At 69.2% G+C, this 19,299-nt stretch carries 16 protein-coding genes; 15 read left to right on the top strand and 1 reads right to left on the bottom strand.

The annotated features are described in order from the left end of the window. The first annotated feature begins 431 nt into the window (after positions 1-431). Genes CRT23_RS18635 through CRT23_RS18625 form a run of 3 tightly spaced genes read left to right on the top strand, consistent with a single transcriptional unit; the run spans position 432 to position 5,001 of the window. Positions 432-1,556, top strand: a complete 1,125-nt coding sequence (locus CRT23_RS18635; protein WP_245436349.1) for an efflux RND transporter periplasmic adaptor subunit — start codon at positions 432-434, stop codon at positions 1,554-1,556. Then, entirely contained in the window at positions 1,556-3,547 is a 1,992-nt protein-coding gene (locus CRT23_RS18630; RefSeq protein ID WP_103710984.1) for an ATP-binding cassette domain-containing protein, read from the top strand. The genes CRT23_RS18635 and CRT23_RS18630 overlap by 1 nt, the downstream gene beginning before the upstream one ends. Then, positions 3,544-5,001, top strand: a complete 1,458-nt coding sequence (locus tag CRT23_RS18625; RefSeq protein ID WP_103710982.1) for an efflux transporter outer membrane subunit — start codon at positions 3,544-3,546, stop codon at positions 4,999-5,001. Before CRT23_RS18630 ends, CRT23_RS18625 begins: the two co-directional genes overlap by 4 nt. A gap of 280 nt (positions 5,002-5,281) precedes the next feature. Here the strand turns inward: CRT23_RS18625 and CRT23_RS18620 are convergent, their stop codons facing one another. Next, positions 5,282-5,653, bottom strand: coding sequence for a transposase (locus CRT23_RS18620; RefSeq protein ID WP_055958479.1), 372 nt, complete (start codon positions 5,651-5,653; stop codon positions 5,282-5,284). Positions 5,654-5,903: 250 nt separating this feature from the next. Between CRT23_RS18620 and CRT23_RS18615 the strand changes: the two genes are divergently transcribed. The 12 genes from CRT23_RS18615 (at position 5,904) to CRT23_RS18560 (ending at position 19,035) form a co-directional block, all read left to right on the top strand. Further along, a complete protein-coding gene (locus tag CRT23_RS18615; RefSeq protein ID WP_103710980.1) occupies positions 5,904-7,130 on the top strand; it encodes a transporter substrate-binding protein in 1,227 nt (408 codons plus the stop codon). A gap of 55 nt (positions 7,131-7,185) precedes the next feature. Next, positions 7,186-8,760, top strand: coding sequence for an urea ABC transporter permease subunit UrtB (urtB, locus tag CRT23_RS18610; protein WP_181017384.1), 1,575 nt, complete (start codon positions 7,186-7,188; stop codon positions 8,758-8,760). Further along, positions 8,757-9,872 (top strand): urea ABC transporter permease subunit UrtC, encoded by a 1,116-nt coding sequence (gene urtC, locus CRT23_RS18605; RefSeq protein ID WP_103710976.1) that lies wholly within the window; start codon positions 8,757-8,759, stop codon positions 9,870-9,872. Before urtB ends, urtC begins: the two co-directional genes overlap by 4 nt. Then, complete coding sequence (locus CRT23_RS18600) at positions 9,869-10,579, top strand: ATP-binding cassette domain-containing protein (RefSeq protein WP_103710974.1); 711 nt, start codon at positions 9,869-9,871, stop codon at positions 10,577-10,579. The genes urtC and CRT23_RS18600 overlap by 4 nt, the downstream gene beginning before the upstream one ends. 11 nt (positions 10,580-10,590) lie before the next feature. After that, positions 10,591-11,304, top strand: coding sequence for an ATP-binding cassette domain-containing protein (locus tag CRT23_RS18595; protein WP_103710972.1), 714 nt, complete (start codon positions 10,591-10,593; stop codon positions 11,302-11,304). A 22-nt stretch (positions 11,305-11,326) separates the two neighbouring features. Further along, positions 11,327-12,283 carry an acetamidase/formamidase family protein gene (locus CRT23_RS18590; RefSeq protein WP_103710970.1) on the top strand — a complete coding sequence of 319 codons (957 nt, stop codon included), beginning with the start codon at positions 11,327-11,329 and terminating at the stop codon, positions 12,281-12,283. Between the two features lie 229 nt (positions 12,284-12,512). Beyond that, positions 12,513-13,493: a quinone oxidoreductase gene (locus CRT23_RS18585; protein ID WP_103710968.1), complete on the top strand. Its 981-nt coding sequence runs from the start codon at positions 12,513-12,515 to the stop codon at positions 13,491-13,493. 84 nt (positions 13,494-13,577) lie between these two features. Beyond that, positions 13,578-14,363 (top strand): ABC transporter ATP-binding protein, encoded by a 786-nt coding sequence (locus tag CRT23_RS18580; protein WP_103710967.1) that lies wholly within the window; start codon positions 13,578-13,580, stop codon positions 14,361-14,363. Then, positions 14,363-15,259, top strand: a complete 897-nt coding sequence (locus CRT23_RS18575) for an ABC transporter permease (RefSeq protein WP_103710965.1) — start codon at positions 14,363-14,365, stop codon at positions 15,257-15,259. The genes CRT23_RS18580 and CRT23_RS18575 overlap by 1 nt, the downstream gene beginning before the upstream one ends. 128 nt (positions 15,260-15,387) lie before the next feature. Further along, the gene (locus tag CRT23_RS18570; protein ID WP_103710963.1) at positions 15,388-16,365 is read left to right on the top strand and encodes an ABC transporter substrate-binding protein; all 978 of its coding nucleotides are present in this window, start codon (positions 15,388-15,390) and stop codon (positions 16,363-16,365) included. Between the two features lie 69 nt (positions 16,366-16,434). Beyond that, a complete protein-coding gene (locus tag CRT23_RS18565) occupies positions 16,435-17,754 on the top strand; it encodes an amidase (RefSeq protein WP_103710961.1) in 1,320 nt (439 codons plus the stop codon). 33 nt (positions 17,755-17,787) lie between these two features. Further along, positions 17,788-19,035 carry an amidase gene (locus CRT23_RS18560; RefSeq protein ID WP_103710959.1) on the top strand — a complete coding sequence of 416 codons (1,248 nt, stop codon included), beginning with the start codon at positions 17,788-17,790 and terminating at the stop codon, positions 19,033-19,035. Positions 19,036-19,299: the final 264 nt, after the last annotated feature.

The raw sequence follows: 19,299 nt of genomic DNA, 5'->3' as shown, positions 1-19,299 counted from the left end.
GCCGGTCATCAGCGCGGTCTGGGGCGGCAGGCCGCCGCAGGGCGGGTGGTAGGGCAAGGGGGGCATCCAAAGGGCTCCGTGTCCGACAGGTGTGACGAACTTCCCCGGAACGCGTCAAGCTGCCGGTGCACCCGCCACACGGCGTGGCGGTTTTTCGATCTCGTTTCACAGGGGATGTGAAACCCTGCCAAGCTTGCCGCGTCGGCTTCGGAGGCGGCGTCCTGGCTTGCGCTCACGGGATCGCCGCCGAGAAACGGGCTCGCAACACAGCGTCGCGGCGCCATTCGCCGATTGCCAACGATCCCGGCTTTTTATGATCGTTGATCTCTTCAACAGATCCGTATGTCTGGCGTCAGGGCAACAATATGCCGAAAAAGCTCAAGGCATTCGTCTTCACTGTTGCTGTGCTTGTCATCTTGGCGGGAGCCTATGTGGCTTTCCGATCCCGGGGCACGGAACAGGGAAGCTTTGTGACGGCGCCGGCCTATCGCGGCGACATCACCACCATCATCGCGGCCAGCGGCTCGATTGAGCCGATCCGACTCGTCAGCGTCGGCGCACAGGTGTCCGGACGGGTGGTGGGCCTTCATGTCCAGCTCGGGCAGCAGGTGACGGAAGGGCAGCGCATCGCCGAGATCGACTCGATGCCTCAGATGAACGCCGTGCAGCGCAATCAAGCGGCCTTGAATGCCCTCCAGGCGCAACGCGAGCGCGCGAAGGTGGTTCTCAAGCAGACCGAGTCGGCCTTTCGCCGCCAGGGCGACATCGTGGCTGGAAAGGCCGGGACCCGTCAGGACTACGAGGCGGCCGAAGCGGCCTACGGGATCGCCCAGACCGACATCGCCGCCCTCGACGCGCAGATCGAGGGGGCGACGGTCAACGTCCGGAACGCACGCACCGAACTTACCTACACGCAGATCACCGCGCCGATCGGCGGTACCGTCGTGGCGATCGTCACGAAGCAGGGACAGACGGTGATCTCGTCCCAGATCGCGCCGACGATCGTCCGCCTCGCCGATCTCGGTACCATGTCGGTCAAGGCCAGGGTCTCGGAGGCCGATATCGGACGTCTCAAGCCGGGCATGTCCGTTCTCCTCAGTACCCTGGCGCAGCCCAACCGGCGCTACGAAACGACCTTGAAGACGATCGATCCGGCGCCCGATCAGATCGCGATCGAGGCGAATGCCTCCACGCAGGCGGGCGGCGCCAACGCGTCCAGCACGGAGAACCCGGCGGTCTACTTCAATGCAAGGTTCGAGATCGCGAACGCGGATGGGGCGCTCAAGCCGCTGATGACTGCCCTCGTGAGCTTCATCCTGGAGGAGGCCAAGGATGCGGTCCTGGTCCCTGCCGCCGCCGTCGAGCGGACCGGTCCGCGCCAGGGCCGCTTGCGGATCCTGGGTCAGGACGGCCGGCCGGAGGAGCGCAGCGTTCGGACCGGCTTGAGCAACGGGGCACAGCTTCAGGTCCTCGAGGGGGTCGCCCCCGGGGAGGTGGTGATCATCGCCGACCCGCGGGACGGTGCCAGTTTCGCCAATTCCCGGAAGCGCTCGTAATGGAACGGCGCGAGGCTCCGCAGACGCCGTGCGTCGGGGGCACGGCCCCCGACGCCGAGGCGCCGGTCCTGCTGGTCCTGGAGAACGTGCACCGGACTTACCGGATGGGCGACCAGATCGTGGCGGCGCTCGACGGGATCGACCTGCGGATCCGGGCCGGGGAATTCGTGGCCATCATCGGGCAGTCGGGCTCCGGCAAGTCGACCCTGCTGAACCTCCTCGGCTGCCTCGATCGACCGAGCGAGGGCCGCTACTGCATCGACGGGCGCGATACCGCCGGGGTCGATCCCGACGCGATGGCAGCGCTGCGCCGGCACACCTTCGGCTTCGTCTTTCAGAGCCACAATCTGCTGCCGCGACTCCCGGCTTGGGCCAACGTCGCCCTTCCGGCGATCTACGCCGGGGAAGCCGCTGCCTCGCGCAAACGGCGGGCTGCCACCCTGCTCGTCCGGCTCGGCCTCGGGGAACGCCTCGATCATCGTCCAACCCAGCTCTCCGGCGGACAGCAGCAGCGCGTCGGCATCGCCCGGGCGCTCATGAATGGTGGGCGGATCATCCTGGCGGACGAGCCGACCGGATCGCTCGACAGCCGCACGAGCGCGGAGCTTCTCACCCTGTTCCGGACCTTGTGCGACGAGGGCCACACGGTGGTGATCGTGACGCATGATCCCCAGGTGGCCGCGACGGCCGACCGGGTCATCGAGATCGCCGACGGGCGCATCCGCACGGATCGCACGCAGCGGATGGGTCAGGGGACCCGCCCGCCCCTCCAGCCGATCCCGGACGGATCGCGCCGCTGGGCCAATCAGATTCCGGAGGCGGTCAAGAGCGCGATCGGCACCCTCCTCGCGCATCGTCTGCGCAACGTCCTCACCATGCTGGGGATCGTGATCGGGATCGCCGCGGTCATCCTTGCCGTGGCGATCGGCCAGGGCTCGGAGCAAGAGGTGCTGGAAAAGATGAAGGGCCTCGGGAGCAACAGGACCGAAGTCTTGTCTCGATCCTACTACAGTTCCGGCCTGGGAAGTCAGAGGGGATCCCTGTCCCAGGCGGACCTCGACCGATTTTCGGCCTTCTCCTTCGTGACGGGGGCAACGCCCAGTGAGGAGAAGCCGAGCGTTCTTCGCCATCAGAACATGGTCATGTCTGGGACGGTGTACGGTGTCGAGCCGGCCTTCTTTCGCATTCACGATTTTCCGATCGTCTTGGGGCGAAACTTTACGGAAGGCGGCGCGCGAAGTTCAGGCGTCGAGATCATCATCGATGCGTCGATACGTGCGTCGCTGTTCGCACCGGGTGAAGATCCGCTCGGCGCCCTCATCCTGGTTGGGATGGTTCCGGCGCGCGTCGTCGGCATCGCGCAGATCGATGGTTCGTCCCGCTTCGGGCGTCGGCCATTCGCCGCCATCCTCAACAAGACCTTCAGCTATCGCATCTCGGGCCACGCGTACTTCGGACATCTGACGCTCCAGATCGCCGAGACCGTGGACCGCGACGTGGCCCTGGCCGCCATCTTCAAGTCGTTGCGCGCCTGGCACGGCGCTCAGGATTTCATCTTGTTCGACGCCGAAGCCCAGCGGGAGGCCATGCTGAAAGCCAAGGTCATCCTCGGGTTGGTGACCGTCTCCATCGCTGGAATCGCCCTGGTAATCGCCACCGTCGGCGTGATGAACATGATGCTCGTCGCGGTGACCGAACGAACCCGTGAGATCGGTCTGCTGATGGCGCTGGGCGCACGGCGTTCGGACGTGATGCTGCAGTTCTTCATCGAGGCCTCCACCCTGTGTGTCGTGGGCGGGGCCCTTGGAACCGGCCTGGCCCTCGCGCTCGGAGAAGTGGCGCAGGTCGTCACGCTGCCCTTCACCCTGGCCTTCGGCTGGCGCTCGGCGGTGGCCGCGTTCCTCTGTGCCAGCCTCGCCGGCCTGGGGGCGGGCGTCGTGCCGGCGCGGCGGGCCGCTCAGGTCGATCCGGTCGAGGCGCTGACACGATGACACCACCCGCCACCGGCCCGATGCCGTTTCTGGCGATGGCCGCCCTCCTGACGGCCGCCCTGCTAATGGCGGGCGGGTGCGTGGTGGGTCCTGACTTCGTGCCGCCCGTCCCGCCGGATGTTTCCCGGTACGGCGAGCGAGCCGATCCGACGCATCTGGTCGCCCCCGGGGTCGGGGGAACGCAGGTTCTGATCGCGGGAGCCAACCTGCCCGACGCGTGGTGGCACCTGTTCCGCTCCCGTCGTCTCGATGCCCTGGTGCGCGAAGGCCTCTCGGCGAACCCCACCGTCGAGCAGGCCGAGGCCGCCCTCCGCCAAGCCCAGACCCTGACCCAGTCCGTGCGGGCGGACATGCTGCCGAACCTCTCCGTCGGTGCCACGCGCGCCGGCGGTGGCGGCCTGGGACAGGCCGGCCCCGTCTCGTACGGGCTGTACGGTGCCAGCGTCACGGCCGGTTACACGCCCGACCTGTTCGGTGGGATTCGCCGCGCCGTCGAAGCCCAGGCGGCCCTGGAGGTGGTGGCGAGCGAGCAGCTGCGCGCGGCGACGCTCGCGCTCACGGGCAACATCGTCACCGCGGCGATCCAGGAAGCGACCGTGTCGGAGCAGATCGCCCTCTCCGAGGTGATCCTGCGCCAGTACCGAGATCAACTCGCGCTCGTGAAGGTCCGTTACGACGCGGGGGCCGAGCCCATCGCCAACGTCCTGAGCCAGGAGAGCTTGATCCGTTCCCAGGAGGTGACGATCATCGCCAGCCGGGCCGCGCGGATCCAGACGCGGCACCGACTCGCCGTGCTCCTGGGGCGACTGCCCAGCGCGTACGAACGCCCGAGCTTTCGCCTTCGCGAGCTGACGCTGCCCCGGCGCCTTCCGATCAGCCTGCCGTCCAGCCTGCTGGAGCAGCGTCCGGACATCCGCGCGGCCGAAGCTCAGTTGCACGCCGCCTCGGCCGGCATCGGTGTGGCGACCGCGAACCGGCTGCCCAACATCACCCTGAGCGCCAACCTGGCTGCAAGCGCCGCGACCCTCGCAAGCCTGGCGGCATCGAGCGCCTGGGGGGGCGGGCTCGGGCTGGCGCAGCCGCTCTTCGACGGAGGAGCCCTGGCGGCCCGACAGGCGGCGGCTTCGGAGGGCTACGCGATCGCCCTGGCGACCTACCGCATGACGGTCTTGAACGCGTTCCAGAACACCGCCGATGTGCTGACGGCGCTCGAGGCGGACGCGAAGATTCTGACCGGCGCCATGCAGGCGGAAACTCTCGCTCAGGAAGCGCTCACGGCGTCCCAAGTTCAGTACAAGGCTGGGTCCCTCGCCTATTCGGGCCTTCTTCTGAGCCAGGTCCGCTACGCCTCGGCAACGCTCACCCGTCTCGCGGCTCAGAGCCAACGCCTCATTGACACGGTCGCGCTTCAGCAGGCCCTGGGCCGGAACCGGTTCCAGCCGGACATCGACTGATCGCGATCCGGTCTGAAGTCCAAGGCGGAAGGCCACGGCGCCAGTCTACAGCGATCCTGTCGATCGACCTGCACCGTGGCCCTCTCGACGACGATCCCGCCTGCCCGGCCCCGGGGCGCTGCGCCGGCGGTCGCTGGCTCTGCCCCCGGGACCTGGATCGGTTCACCCTGCCGGGCTGTGTCGTCTCTCCGGGATGGCACTTCCGGGGTCTGAGTCCCGATCCGGTCCGCATCGATGGAGCCCCGTGGACCTAGCCCGCGCCCGTCCGGTCCTTCGGAGCTCAGGTCGCGGTCCTGAGACCGGCATAGCGACCGACCGAGGCGTGGCCGCCCCTGAAGCCGGTCGCCGGACCTGCCGATCCGGGCATCGGGGTCGCGCGTGGCGGGGATCCACGCTCCCTCCCGGCCGATGCCGATGCGAGGAGTGCCTGCCGGAGAGACATGACTTCGCTCCGCAGGCGCGCGTTCTCGCGCTCGACGTCCCCCAGGCGCGTGACACCGGCCGGCGACAGGCCACCGAAGCGTCGGCGCCAGCGGTAGAACGTGCCGATGGAGACGTGGGCGGTCGCGCAGATGGTCGCGATGGCGGTTCCGCTGGCCGCCTCCTGCAGCAGGAAAGCGATCTCTTGATCGGTATGTTGGGATCGACGCATGCGCCTCAGCCAATCGAGCGAGTCTCCGAGGACGCGGCCCAGCAAGAAACGCACCGTCGACCGATGGGTGCGGAAAGACCTGTCGCCCGGTCCAGAATGCAATTTTTGACGTTCGACCTGCGCGAGCGCACGCGTCGTGGGCGGAACGCCGTGGTTTTACGCAAGCCGCCGCCGCTCTGCAGCCTATTTGGCCTTCCTCCCCGAGCGCTCAACTCGGACAATTCGCCGGTCACGGAACGAGGCGAGAGCGATGGTCGAATTCACGAGACGCAGCTTCCTGGGAACGGCGGCGACCCTGTCCGCTCCGGCCATCATCCGCCCGGCCTGGGCCGCCGACACCGTCAAGCTCGGCTGCCTGTTCTCGTCCTCGGGCACCATGGCGAATATCGAGGGTCGCCTGAACCACGTGGTGCGGATGGCCGCCGACGGCATCAACGCGAAGGGCGGCGTCAACGGGCGTCGCCTCGAGGTGGTGACTTCGGACCCCGCCTCCGACTGGCCGCTCTACGCGCAGATCGGTCGACAGATGCTGCAGCAGGAGAAGGTCGCTGCCCTGTTCGGCTGCTGGACCTCCGTCTCACGCAAGTCCGTGCTGCCGGTGGTCGAGCAGAATGACGGGCTGCTGTTCTATCCGCTCCACTTCGAGGGCGACGAGAACTCGAAGAACATCGTCTACGTGAATTCGCCCCCGGCGAGCTCGGTGCTGCCGGCGGTCGATTACCTCATGGGTGCGGAGGGCGTCGGGGCTAAGCGGTTCTTCATGATCGGCTCGGACTACGTCTGGCCGCGGACCATCAACAAGCAGCTCAAGGCCTACTGGATGTCCAAGGGCGTGCCCGAGACCGCGTGGCGCGAGGAATACGTGCCGCTGGGCTTCTCCAACTTCCAGACCCTGGTGAACCAGATCCGCAGCTTCGCCGCGCAGCCCGGTGGACAGCCTATCGTAGTACTCACCGTGGTCGGCTCCTCGATTCCCGATTTCCTGCGGGAATTCGCCAATCAGGGCATCCGCGCCACCGACGTCCCGATCCTTGGCCTCGACATGGTGGAGGCGGATCTCGAGGGCCTCGACACCGCCCCCCTCGTCGGCCACCTCAACTGCTGGGCCTATCTCCAGGCCGCCAAGGCCGAGGCGAACACAACCTTCTTGTCCGAGTGGGCGGCCTACGTGAAGGCCAAGGGCGTCCCCTTCAGTGCCGACACGGTCATCGACCCCATGGTGTCGGCCTATGACAGCGTCCAGCTCTGGGCGCTCGCCGCCGCCAAGGCCGGCAGCTTCGACGTACCGGAGGTCCGCAAGGCTTTCCCCGGCCTCAGCTTCGCCGACCCGTCCGGTTACACGCTGACCATGGGGAGCGAGAACAACTACGTCGCCCGGGGCGTCTTCATCGGCTCGGTCAACGAGAAGCAGGGCTTCGACATCCTCTGGCAATCGCCCGATGCTCCCAAGCCCGTGCCGTTCAGCCCGTATGGTTGAGGGCCCGGGACGGTTCGGTTTCGTCGCTCTCCTGCTATGGGCTTCGAGCCTGGTGATGCCGCCGGCCCTGGCGGCCGAAGCGGCGCTCGATCGCGGCGCCCTCGCCACGGCGCTCTGCGGAGACGGCGCGGCGCAGGCCAAGGCGGTGGAGGGAGTCCTGCGCAATTCTGCGGAGGCGACATCCGGTGACCTCGCCTGGGCCGGCACGATCCTGCGCGCCCTCCTCGATCGGCGCCTGGCATGCCTCGGTGAGTCTGCCCTGGTCCTCGACCGAGCCGGTGCCGCCGATGGTCGCGACGCGGCCACCGGCACGGCGCGCCCGGTCACGGGCGGGCGCTCGCCGGTGCTCGGCCTGCGCCAGCGCGCCCTCGTCGAGACCGCCTCCGGAGCGGCGTCGCTGCTGACCGGGGCGGATGTCGAGCTGCGCCGGGCCGGACTTGCCGCCCTGGAGCGCCGGATCGCCACCGTTCCGGAAGCCCTCCTCCTGCGCGCCGCCTCCGCCGAGAGCGATCCGGGCCTCAGGGCCGGCCTCGCAGCGATCGCGCAATCGGCCGCCCTGTCCTCCGTCGATCCGGTGCGCCGCCTCGCGGCGATCCGGGCCGTGTCGGAGGCGCCCTCGGGCGCGGCGTTCTCGCGGCTCTCCGCTCTCAAGGCCGACGCGGCCTACGGCAGCGATCCCGCCTTCCGCAGCGCCCTCGACGCCGCCCTGGCCCGCGTCGAGCGGGCCGTGTCGATCGGGAACGGTCTCGCCGTGCTCTACAACGGCCTGAGCTTTGCCAGCATCCTGTTCATGGCGGCGGCCGGCCTCGCGATCATCTTCGGGCTGATGGGCGTCATCAACCTCGCCCAGGGCGAATTCATCATGATCGGCGCCTACGCGACCTACGGCGTACAGGAAGCCGTCCGGCGCCTCGCGCCGGGCTGGCTCGACGCGTACCTGCTGGCCGCGATCCCGGTGGCGTTCCTGGCCTCGGCGCTGGTCGGCATCGCCATCGAGGCCCTGATCCTGCGCCATCTCTATCGACGACCGCTGATGAGCCTGCTCGCCACCTGGGCGGTGAGCTTGTTCCTCATCAACGGGGTACGGGTCGCGGTGGGGTCGCAGAACCTGCAATTCGCGATGCCGCCCTACGTCAGCGGTGGCGTCCCGCTCTATGCCGACTTCGTGGTCACCTGGAATCGCCTGTTCGCCATCGCCTTCGCGGCCGTGACCCTGGTGCTGACCCTCGTCATCCTGAAGCGGACGCCGCTGGGCCTCGCCATCCGCGCGGTGACGCAGAACCGCGACATGGCCGCCTGCCTCGGCATTCGCACCCGGCGGGTCGACCGGCTCGCCTTCGGCTTTGGCTCGGGGCTGGCCGGCCTCGCCGGGGTGGCCCTTTGCCCGATCTACAGCGTGAATCCCGGGATGGGCGCGAACTTCGTCATCGACAGCTTCATGGTGGTGGTGCTCGGCGGCGTCGGCACCGTGGTGGGCACCCTCGTGGCGGCGCTCGGCATCGGGGGCGCCAACGTCCTGATCGAGCCGTTCTACGGGGCCGTGGCCGCCAAGGTCATCGTGCTCGCCGGCATTATCCTGTTCCTGCAGCGCCGCCCCGAGGGCCTGTTCGCCATGCGACGCCGGCGATGAGCGGCGCTCTCGACCTGTCGCCCGGCATCCCGGCGGCCCGACGGCGCGGCCCGATCCTCGGGGGCGACCCGCTCCTGGCGGGCCTCGTCGGGCTCGTCCTGGCGGCGGCCCTCGGCCTCGTGCTGCTCCCACCCGCCCCCTACCTCGTCAACACGGTCGGGCAACTCGCGGCCTTCGCGATCCTCGCGGTCTCCCTCGACCTCGTCTGGGGCTATCTCGGTATCCTCAGCCTCGGGCACGGATTGTTCTTCGCTATCGGCGGCTACGTCTGCGCGATGCACCTTCTCGCCCATGCCTACGCGGTCACCGGCACGGCCCCGGACCTGATGCAGTTCATGGGCTGGAAGAGCCTGCCGGTCTACTGGGCCGGCCTGACCAGTGCGCCCTACGCCCTGGCCCTGGCGCTGGGCCTGGCGGCGGCCGTCGCCTTCGTGTTCGGTCTCGCTTCGTTCCGCTCTCGGGTGAACGGCGTCTACTTCTCGATCATCAGCCAGGCCCTGGTCTACGTCGCCATGCTGCTGATGTTTCGCAACGATACGGGTCTGGGCGGCAACAACGGCATGACGGGGTTCTCGCTGCTGTTTGGCTGGCCCATGGGCGCCCCCGGAGTCGTCACCGGTCTCGCCGTGGCGACGCTCCTGTCCCTCGCGGCCGTGCTGGTCGGTGCGCGGGCCCTGGTGGCGAGCCCCCTCGGGCGACGCATGCTGGCCTGCCGGGACGACGAGGCGCGGCTGCGCACCCTCGGCTACGGCACCACGCGCCTCAAGCTTGGAATCTGGTGCCTCTCGGCCGCCATCGCGGCGCTGGCGGGTCTCCTCTACGTGCCCCAGGTCGGCATCATCAATCCACGGGTGCTCAGCCCCGACCTGTCCATCGAGATCGCGGTCTGGGTCGCCATCGGTGGTATGGGCCGGCTCGGCGGCGCCGTGATCGGCGCGATCGCGGTCAACGCCCTCAAGTTCTGGCTCAGCGCGGCGATGCCGGAAGCCTGGCCCTTCATCCTCTCGGGCCTCGTCCTCGTGGTGGTCCTCGGGTTGCCCAACGGTCTCCTCGACCTCGCCACGCTCCGGCTGAAGCCGAACTGGCTCCAGCGCGCGGGACCGCAGCCGTGAGCGCCCTCGTCATCGACAGCCTCGAGGTCGTGTTCGGTGCCTTCCGGGCCCTGGACAGCCTCTCTCTCGCGGTCGATCCGGGTGAGGTCCGCGCGGTGATCGGTCCCAATGGGGCCGGTAAGACCACGCTGCTCGATGCGATCACGGGGATTGCCCGACCGAGATCCGGGCGCATCCTCCTTGGGGATGGGCGCGACCTGACCCAGGCTTCGGAGGCCGAGATCGCCCGGGCGGGGGTACGCCGCAAATTCCAGAAGCCGAGCGTCTTTCCGGCCCTGACGGTGCGCGAGAATCTCGGCCTCGGCTGTGGCCCGGATTGTCCGGCGCGGGAGCGGCCGGTCCGCCTGGCGCGGGCCCTGGCGGAAACCGGCCTCGAAGCGCGCGCCAGCGTGCCGGCCGGCGCTCTCGCCCACGGCGAGAAGCAATGGCTCGAGATCGGAATGGTGCTGGCGTCCGAGCCCCGGGTCCTCCTCCTCGACGAGCCGGTGGCGGGCCTGTCCGACGACGAGACCGCGCGTACCGCCGAACTCATCGGCGCCCTGCGCCGGCCCGACCGGGCCATCCTGGTAATCGAGCACGATATGGCCTTCGTCGAGGCGGTGGCCGACCGGGTCACGGTGCTGCACGAGGGCCGGACCCTGTTCGAAGGCGCGATGGCGGGAGCCCGCGCCGATGCCCGCGTGATCGACGTGTTCCTCGGTCGATGACGCGCGCCCCCATGCCAGCGCCCGCACATCCGGCCAGCCTGACGGTGACGGGGCTCGACCAGCACTACGGCAGCGCCCAGGTGCTCCGGAACGTCGGCTTCAGCGTCGCGCCCGGCACCTGCCTCGCGGTGCTCGGACGCAACGGCGCCGGCAAGACCACCCTGCTGCGCTGCCTCACCGGCCTGATTCCGGTGACGCGGGGGACGGTCACCCTCGATGACGTGGACTTCACGCGTCAGCCTTGCGACAGGCGGGCCCGTTCCGGGCTCGCCCTCGTGCCGCAGGGCCGCGAGATCTTCGCCGACCTCAGCGTCGCGGAGAACCTCCGGGTCGCGGCCCGGGCGCACGGGCTGGACCGGAGTGGCGCCGTCGACGAGGCCGTCTCGCTGTTCCCGGCCCTACGCGACCTCTGGCACCGCCCGGGCGGCAATCTCTCCGGCGGCCAACAGCAGCAACTCGCCATGGCCCGGGCCCTGGCGACGCGGCCCCGTGTCCTGCTCCTCGACGAACCGACCGAGGGCATCCAGCCCTCGATCGTCTCCGCCATCGAGGGCGTGATCGCCGGGCTCCAGGGCCGCGTCACCGTCGTCCTGGTGGAGCAGTACCTCGCCTTCGCGATCCGGCTCGCGGACGCCTTCGTCGTTCTCTCGCGCGGCGCCGTGGTGGAACAGGGCCTGCGCCAGGACCTGAACCACGACGCCGTTTCCCGGCACATCGCCGTCTGACCCGCCCGACCCAGGAGCCCGCATGTCGACGCATCACGAGATCCCCGCGACCCCCGAGAGCATGGTGCTGGGCTACTTCGACGCCACCCTGCCCCCCGTGCTGGAGGTGGCCTCAGGCGACACCGTGACCCTGCACTCGTTCCCGGCCGGCGGACGGGAATCCCTCCACCCCGATCCCGCCCGCGTCCCCGCGGATTATCGGTTCGCCCTGGACACCCTGGCGCAGGGGCCCGGCCCCCACTTCGTCACCGGACCCGTCCACGTGCGCGGTGCCGAACCCGGCGACGTGCTCCAGGTCGACATCCTGGACCTGAAGTTCCGCATGGACTGGGGCTTCGTCGCGATCCTGCCGCTCCTCGGCACCCTGCCGGACGAGTTCACCGATTACGAGACCATCCACCCCGACATCGACGTCACGCGCGGCGTCGCCGTGCTGCCCTGGGGCACGGAACTGCCCCTCGATCCGTTCTTCGGCATCATGGGCACGGCGCCCCCGGCCGCCTGGGGCCGGGTCGGAACCCCGGTCCCCCGCGGCTTCGGCGGGAACATGGACAACAAGGAGCTCAGGGTCGGCACCACCCTCTACCTGCCGGTCTACAATCCGGGCGCCGGCTTCTACGCAGGCGACGGACACGGCGTGCAGGGGGACGGCGAGGTCTGCATCACGGCCCTCGAGACGGGCCTCACCGGCACGTTCCGCCTCACCGTGCGCAAGGATCTCGGCTACGCGTGGCCCTTCGCCGAGACGCCCACGGACCTGATGTCGATCGGCCTGCACGAGAGCCTGGACGAGGCGATGCGCCAGGCCGTGCGCGAGATGGTGCGTCACGTCTGCGACCGCACGAACCTCACCCGCAACCAGGCCTACATGCTGTGCTCCCTCGCCGGGAACCTGCGGATCACCCAGACGGTGGACGGCAACAAGGGCGTGCACATGCTGATGCCGAAGAAGGCTCTGATGTCGAAGCGTGCCCTCTGATCCCGAAGGGCGCTCGCGGCTCGCGCGGGCACCCGGGCTGCGAAGGCCGGCCTCCTGAGGCCGGGCTCACGCCGGGGCGTTGAGCCGTCGCGAACCCAGCCGCCAGGGCCGGATGGACGAGGCTGTTCGCGGACATCCTCTCGGGGAGGCCGGGTTTGGTGCGTGCAACGGCCGGCCTCGCGGCTTACTGAAGTCTGACCCATCCAAGCCGCCAGGGAATCTCAGCCGCATGGTCATGAGACGAGTCGTCAAGCTCACCGCGTTCGGCGCGCCGCAGGTCCTTTCGATCGTCCGGGAGGCGCTTGCCCCGCTCGCGCCCGGTGAGGTGCGGGTTCGCCAGACCGCCATCGGTTTCAATTTCATCGACATCTACCAGCGCAAGGGGGTCTATCCCCTCCCCCTGCCGACCGGCCTCGGCTTCGAGGCGGCCGGCGTCGTCGACGCAGTCGGGTCGGAGGTCGCGGGCATCCGGGTCGGCGACCGGGTCGCCTACATGAATGCCGGGGTCGGCGCCTACGCGGACCTGCGCAACGTGCCCGCTGACAAGCTCGTCACCTTGCCCGAGACGATCACCGACGCGGCTGCGGCCACCCTCCTGTTCAAGGGCATGACCGCCCAGTACCTCCTGCGCCGGACATACCCGGTCCAGGCGGGGGATCTCCTGCTCGTCCATTCGGCCGCCGGCGGCGTCGGGCAGATCCTGACCCGCTGGGCGACGGCGCTCGGGGCGGAGGTGATCGGAACCACCGGCTCGCCGCACAAGCACGAAGCCGCGCGCGCCGCCGGATGCGTCGCGGTGGTCGACCTGAACGACCCGGACTGGCCGGAGGCGTTCCTGACGGCGAGCGGCGGTCGCAAGGCCCGCGTCGTCTACGATGCGGTCGGCAAGGACACCCTGATCCGATCCCTCGACTGCGCCGCGCCCTTCGGGCTCGTCGTCTGCTACGGCGCGTCGTCCGGCAAGGCTCCGGCGGTGGATCCCGAATTGCTCAACAAGAAGGGCTGCCTCTTCCTCACCCGCCCCTCCGTCTTCCCGCACAACGCCAATCCGGCAACGTTCCGGGCCAATGCGGCCGACCTCTTCGATGCCATCGCCCGGGGGCACGTGACCGTCGACATCGGCGGCCGCTTCGCGCTCGACGCGATCGTGGAGGTCCACCGCGCGGCGGAGGAGCGTCGCTGCAGCGGAGCACTCCTCATCACACCGTAGACGATCGGTCACCGGGCCGGTGTTGCATCCATAATTCGGTTGGCCCGAGGTTTGCTGGAGCCCTGTCACAGACACGGAGGGTTCATGACGGCTTCCTCGGTCCAACTCAGCCTGGACAGTATTCGTAAGTCCTTTCCCGGCAAGGGCGGATCGGTGCCGGTTCTCGACGGACTGAGCTTCGACATCTTCGAACGCGACTTCGTCAGCATCATCGGGCCCAGCGGCTGCGGCAAGACGACGGTCTTCAACGTGATTGCCGGGCTGCTCGAACCCGACAGCGGGACGATGAGGTTCCGCGGCGAGGTGGTGTCCGGACTCCAGGGCCGGGTCGGCTACATGATGCAGAAGGACCTGCTCTTCCCCTGGCGGACGGTTCTGCAGAACGTGATGCTCGGCCTGGAGATGAAGGGCGTCGACCGGGCCCAGGCCCTCGACACGGCGCGAGAATACCTCTCGACCTTTGGGCTGTCGGGCTTCGAGAACGCCTATCCGAAGATGCTCTCCGGCGGCATGCGCCAGCGGACCGCCCTGATCCGGACCCTGATCATGGATCCCGACATCCTGCTGCTGGATGAGCCTTTCTCCGCCCTCGACTACCAGACGAGGCTCTACCTCGAGGGGGTTCTGCTGGACGCGGTCGAGACCTTCCACAAGACCGTCGTCCTGGTGACGCACGATATCGACGAGGCCGTGGCCCTGTCCAAGCGCGTGGTCGTTCTCGGCAACCGTCCCACGACCGTGAAGTCCGTCCACGAGATCGGGCTCGATGCGCGATCGCCGATCGGCGCACGGAGCGATCCGCGCTTCTCGGACTACTTCCAGACCCTCTGTGGCGAACTCGAGATCCAGACCCGTCAGAGGGCTGCCTGATGGCGACGCAGACGCTGAAGTCCTCCCCGACCTTGAAGCCCGCGACGGCGACGCGTCCGGCCCGCGCGACGTCAGCGCGGACCCGTCCAGGTCCGGGATCCCTCGCGCGGGCTGCGGACACGACCCTGGGGCGCGCCGTCATCCAACTTCTGGCCGTCGCGGCGTTCTTCCTGGCCTGGGAGGTCGCGGTCCGGGCCGGCTGGCTGACGGAATTCCTGGTCGGCGCCCCATCGGGCATCGGGCGGGTCTTCCTCGCTTCCCTGCTCGACGGGTCCTTGCCCGTCGACACCTGGTACACCGTGATCGAGGCGATCATCGGGTTCCTGATCGGCACCCTCCTGGGCTCGGTGGCCGGTCTCGGCCTGTGGTACTCGGCCTTCGTCGCCCGGCTCGTCGAGCCCTTCATCGTGGCGATCAACTCGGTGCCGAAGATCGCCCTGGCCCCGATCGTGATCCTGTGGTTCGGCACCGGATTCGTCTCGAAGGTGGCGCTCGCGGTCTCCCTCACCGCCCTCGTCGCCCTGATCGCCGCCTATCAGGCCGCGCGCGACGCCGACCCCGACCTGCAGGCGCTGCTGGCCTCGATGGGCGCCTCGAAGAACCGCATCTTCAAGAGCGTGATCGTGCCCTCGACCCTGCCGGCCATCATCGGGATGTTCCGCATCAACATCGGCTTCGCCCTCGTGGGCGCGGTGGTCGGCGAGTTCATTTCATCCCAGCGCGGGCTTGGGCATCTGATCTACGCGGCCTCGAGCCTCTACGACCTCAACACGGTCTGGGTCGGCTTGTTCGTGCTGATGTTCGTGGGCTTCCTGCTCTACCACGTCATCGATTTCGCCGAGCGTCGCATCCTGCCCTGGCGCCAGGTCACCACGGCCGGGCAGGTCCAGGTCTGATCGCACCTCTCGCCCGGTCCGCCCGTGTCTCCGGTCCGTCCTTTCGCGCTGAACCGAGGCCGGGCGGGCGCAGCTGGATTCTGCCTCCATCGAACCTCCCGACCATCTTTCGAAGAAGGGCCCCTCGGATGATCCGCTCCAAGCGTCTGCGTCTCTCGACCACCCTGGCGGCAACCCTCGTGTTCGCCGGTCTCGCGACGCTGCCGGCCCGGGCGGCGGACAAGGTCACGATCTCGCAAGCCTTCCAGTCCATGCTCTACCTGCCGTTCTACGTCGCCATGGATGGTGGCTTCTTCGCGGGCGAAGGCGTCGAGGTCACGAAGGAGACGGCGGGCGCCCCCGCGGTCGCGCTCTCGGCCGTGATCTCGAAGAGCGCGCAATACTCGATCCACGGGCCCGAATGGACCGCGATCGCCGCCTCGAAGGGCGCCCCGGTCAACGTGGTGGCGAACGTGGTCAACGGGGCCGCCGTCTGGATCGCCACCGCGCCCGACGTGACCTTCAACGACGTCAAGGATCTGAAGGGCCAGAAGATCGTCACCGGGCTGATGCCGACCACGAGCACGTCGCTGTTCCTCAAGCTCCTGAAGGAGAGCGGGCTCAAGCCCGAGGACGTCGAGATGACCCAGGTCCAGCTCGGCTCCGAGCCGGGGCCCCTCCTAGCCGGCCAGGCCAAGATCGCCGTGATGTACGAGCCCGGCCTCGACCAGGTCGTGGCCCGGGGCATGAAGGTCGTGCTGGGCTTTCCCGAGCGCTACGGACCTTACGCCTTCTCGGCCGTGAGCGCCCGCAAGGACGTCGATCCCGCCGTCACCCAGAAGGTCGTCACCGGACTGCAGAAGGCGATCCGCTTCATGCACGCCGAGCCCGAGAAGACCGTCGCCATCGCCAAGAAGCAGTTTCCCACCCTCGATCCGGCCGTCGTCGAGGCGGCCGTCAAGCGGATGATGCGGGAGAAGGTCTATCCCGACAGCGTCGACATCACGGCCGAAGCTCTCAAGACAGGCATGGAAACGCAGGTGGCGCTGGGCAACCTCTCGGCCCTGCCCGGTTACGCGACCTTCGTGCGCCGCGACTTCATCGAGAAGAGCCTCGCGGCGAACTGATGGCGTGCATCCCCGGAGGCCGTGCCGCATCGGCGCGGCCTCCGCCCGCCCAACACAATGGACCCCCCGATGCTCAACCACCTCGGTCTCGTCGATGCCCTGCGGGCGTTCCGCGATGGGCGCGCGTCGCCCGGCGCCTACCTGGCGGCCTGCCATGAGGCGGCCCGCACCCGCACCGATCTGGCCGCGTTTACCTTTCTGGCGCCGGAGCTCTCGGTGCCGGAGCTCTCGGCGCAGGGCGGTCCCTGGGGCGGCATCCCCGTCGGGGTCAAGGATATCATCGCCACCGCCGACATGCCGACCACGAACGGCTCGCCGATCTATGCCGATCGGGTGCCCGCCGCAGATGCCTGGATCGTCGCGCGCCTCAAGGCCCTCGGGGCCTCGGTTCTCGGCAAGACGGTCTCCACCGAGTTCGCCTGGCGCCACCCGGGACCGACCCACAATCCCTGGAAGCGGGGCTTCACGCCTGGTGGGTCCTCCAGCGGCTCGGCCGCTGCCGTCGCGGCCGGGATCGTACCCCTCGCCCTCGGGACGCAGACCTTCGGATCGGTGATCCGACCGGCGGCCTATTGCGGCGTCGTCGGCTTCAAGCCGAGCTACGGCGCGATTCCGCGCACCGGCGTGCATCCCCTCGCCCCGTCGCTCGACCACGTCGGCCTGTTCACCCGCTCGGTGCGGGATGCCGCCTTCGCCCTGTCTCACCTGATCGGCCAGGATGACGCGGATCGGCATGGACGCCCGCTGCCGGCCTTCGCCCTGGATCTGGACACGGAGCTCGCCCCGCGCGCCGCCCCGCGCCTGGCCTTGGTTCGGACGACGCTGTGGGATCGGGCCGAGCCGGAACAGCACACGATGCTCGAATCCGCGGCGGCGGCCTTCCGAACGGCCGGAGCGCAGGTGTCTGACCTGACGCTGCCGGTGGCCTTCGAGGGCCTCTGGGATTGCGCCCGCCTCCTCCTCGCTGCCGAGGCCAGCGCCTGCTTCGGGCCCCTTGTGGCCCGGTTCCCGGATCGGACGAGCCAGGTCCTCAAGGACCTCGTCGCGGAGGGGGCGCGGATCCCGGCCGTCGCCTATCTCGGCACCCTGCAGCAGCAGGCCGCGCTCCGGGCGGAACTCGATACCGTGCTCGCGGGCTACGACGCGGTCCTGACCCTGCCCGCCTCCGGGCCTGCCCCGGAAGGCTTGGCCTCGACCGGCGATCCTGCCTTCTGCGTGCTCTGGACCTGCCTCGGCGTTCCGGCCGTCGCCCTCCCGGCCGGAACGCACGGGGGTCTCCCGCTCGGGCTTCAACTCGTTGGGCCCTACCGGACCGATCGCGCGTTGCTCAGCACGGCTCTCTGGTGCGAGACGGCCCTCGCCCGTCCCCTCGCATTCCCCGCCCTCTGAAGGGCCGTCCTCGCGTCACCGGACCACTTTCCCATGCTCTCCCTCCTGTCGCTGCGAAAGCAGATCGATGCCGGATCCCTCACGCCGCGCGCAGCCATCGCACACGCGGAAGCCGCCATCGCCGCGCATGAACCGGTCGTCAGGGCCCTGGTCAGCCGACTGACCGACCCGATCGTGCCGGAGCGGGGGCCCCTCGCCGGCCTCGCCGTCGGCGTGAAGGACATCCTGGACACTGCCGACCTTCCGACGCAGATGGGCTCGCCGATCTATGACGGCTGGCGCCCGCGCGCCGATGCGGCGGTCGTGGCACGCCTCAAGCGCCTCGGTGCCGTTCCCCTCGCCAAGACCACCACCACGGCCTTCGCCTTCCTCGACCCGACCGAGACGCGCAATCCGCGCCATCCCGGCCATACGCCGGGTGGGTCATCGGCGGGCTCCGCCGCCGCGGTGGCCGCCGGGATGCTGCCTCTGGCCCTCGGCACCCAGACCGGAGGCTCGGTGATCCGCCCGGCCGCCTATTGCGGCGTCGTGGGGATGAAACCCTCCTTCGGACTGCTGCCGACGGTGGGGATGAAGTGTTTCTCCTGGACGCTCGACACACTGGGCCTGTTCACCGCCGGCGTCGCGGATGCCGCCCACGCCCTCGCGCTGATGACGGGACGCCCCGGTCTCGACCTCTCCGCCGCCGACCCGGGCACCCCGCGGATCGGCGTCGTGCTGCAGGACTTCTGCGCCCCCGGAGAGCCCGAGGCCCTGGACGCCCTCGCGCGGGTGCGTGCCGCTATAGAGACCGCCGGAGCCCGCGTGCGCGACCTGGTCCTGCCCGCGGTCTTCGCCGAGGCCTTCGGCCTTCACGGCACGATCCAGGATTACGAGGCGGCCCAGTCCCTGGACTGGGAATACGCGACCCATCGCGCGGATCTCGGCCCGCTTCTGGGCGCGCATCTCGACGCCGCGCAAGCGGTCCGCCCCGCCGCCTACGACGCGGCACTGGCGGTGGCGGACCGCGCGCGGCGGCAACTGCCGGACCTCTTCGCCGCGTACGATCTCGACGTGATCCTGACGCTCTCGGCCCCCGGCCCGGCGCCGGAAGGCTATGCCAGCACGGGGGATTCCCGTTTCAACCGGCTCTGGACCCTCATGGGCGTCCCCTGTGTGACCGTGCCGGTGGGAAGTACCGCGGCGGGCCTGCCGCTGGGTGTGCAGGTGATCGCCCGCCTCGGCGACGATGCCCGAGCCATCCAGGCGGCCCATTTCGTCGAAACGCGAATGCGCGGCTAGGTTTCTCGCCAACGGGTTTTCCCGATAGAGTAAGAGTGGGAGTCTTGCGGAATACTTGATTGGCGTCGTTGATCTGCCGAAGCAGGGTAAGTCATTGGAGCTGTGATATTCGCACGATCTTCGCCGAGCCGCCGGCCTTATCGCAGGTCTGCTTAGGTCCCCCTCGCCGCTTCCCGTCCCTTTTCGGAAGGCGGCCAATCGAGACCGGACCAGTCGAATCCCGCTGGATCCGGTCGAGCGCGGACAGGCCGGTGGCGACCCGAT

This window comes from Methylobacterium sp. V23 (assembly GCF_002917135.1).
GTDB lineage: Bacteria > Pseudomonadota > Alphaproteobacteria > Rhizobiales > Beijerinckiaceae > Methylobacterium.
This window is presented reverse-complemented; position numbering and strand designations above follow the sequence as displayed.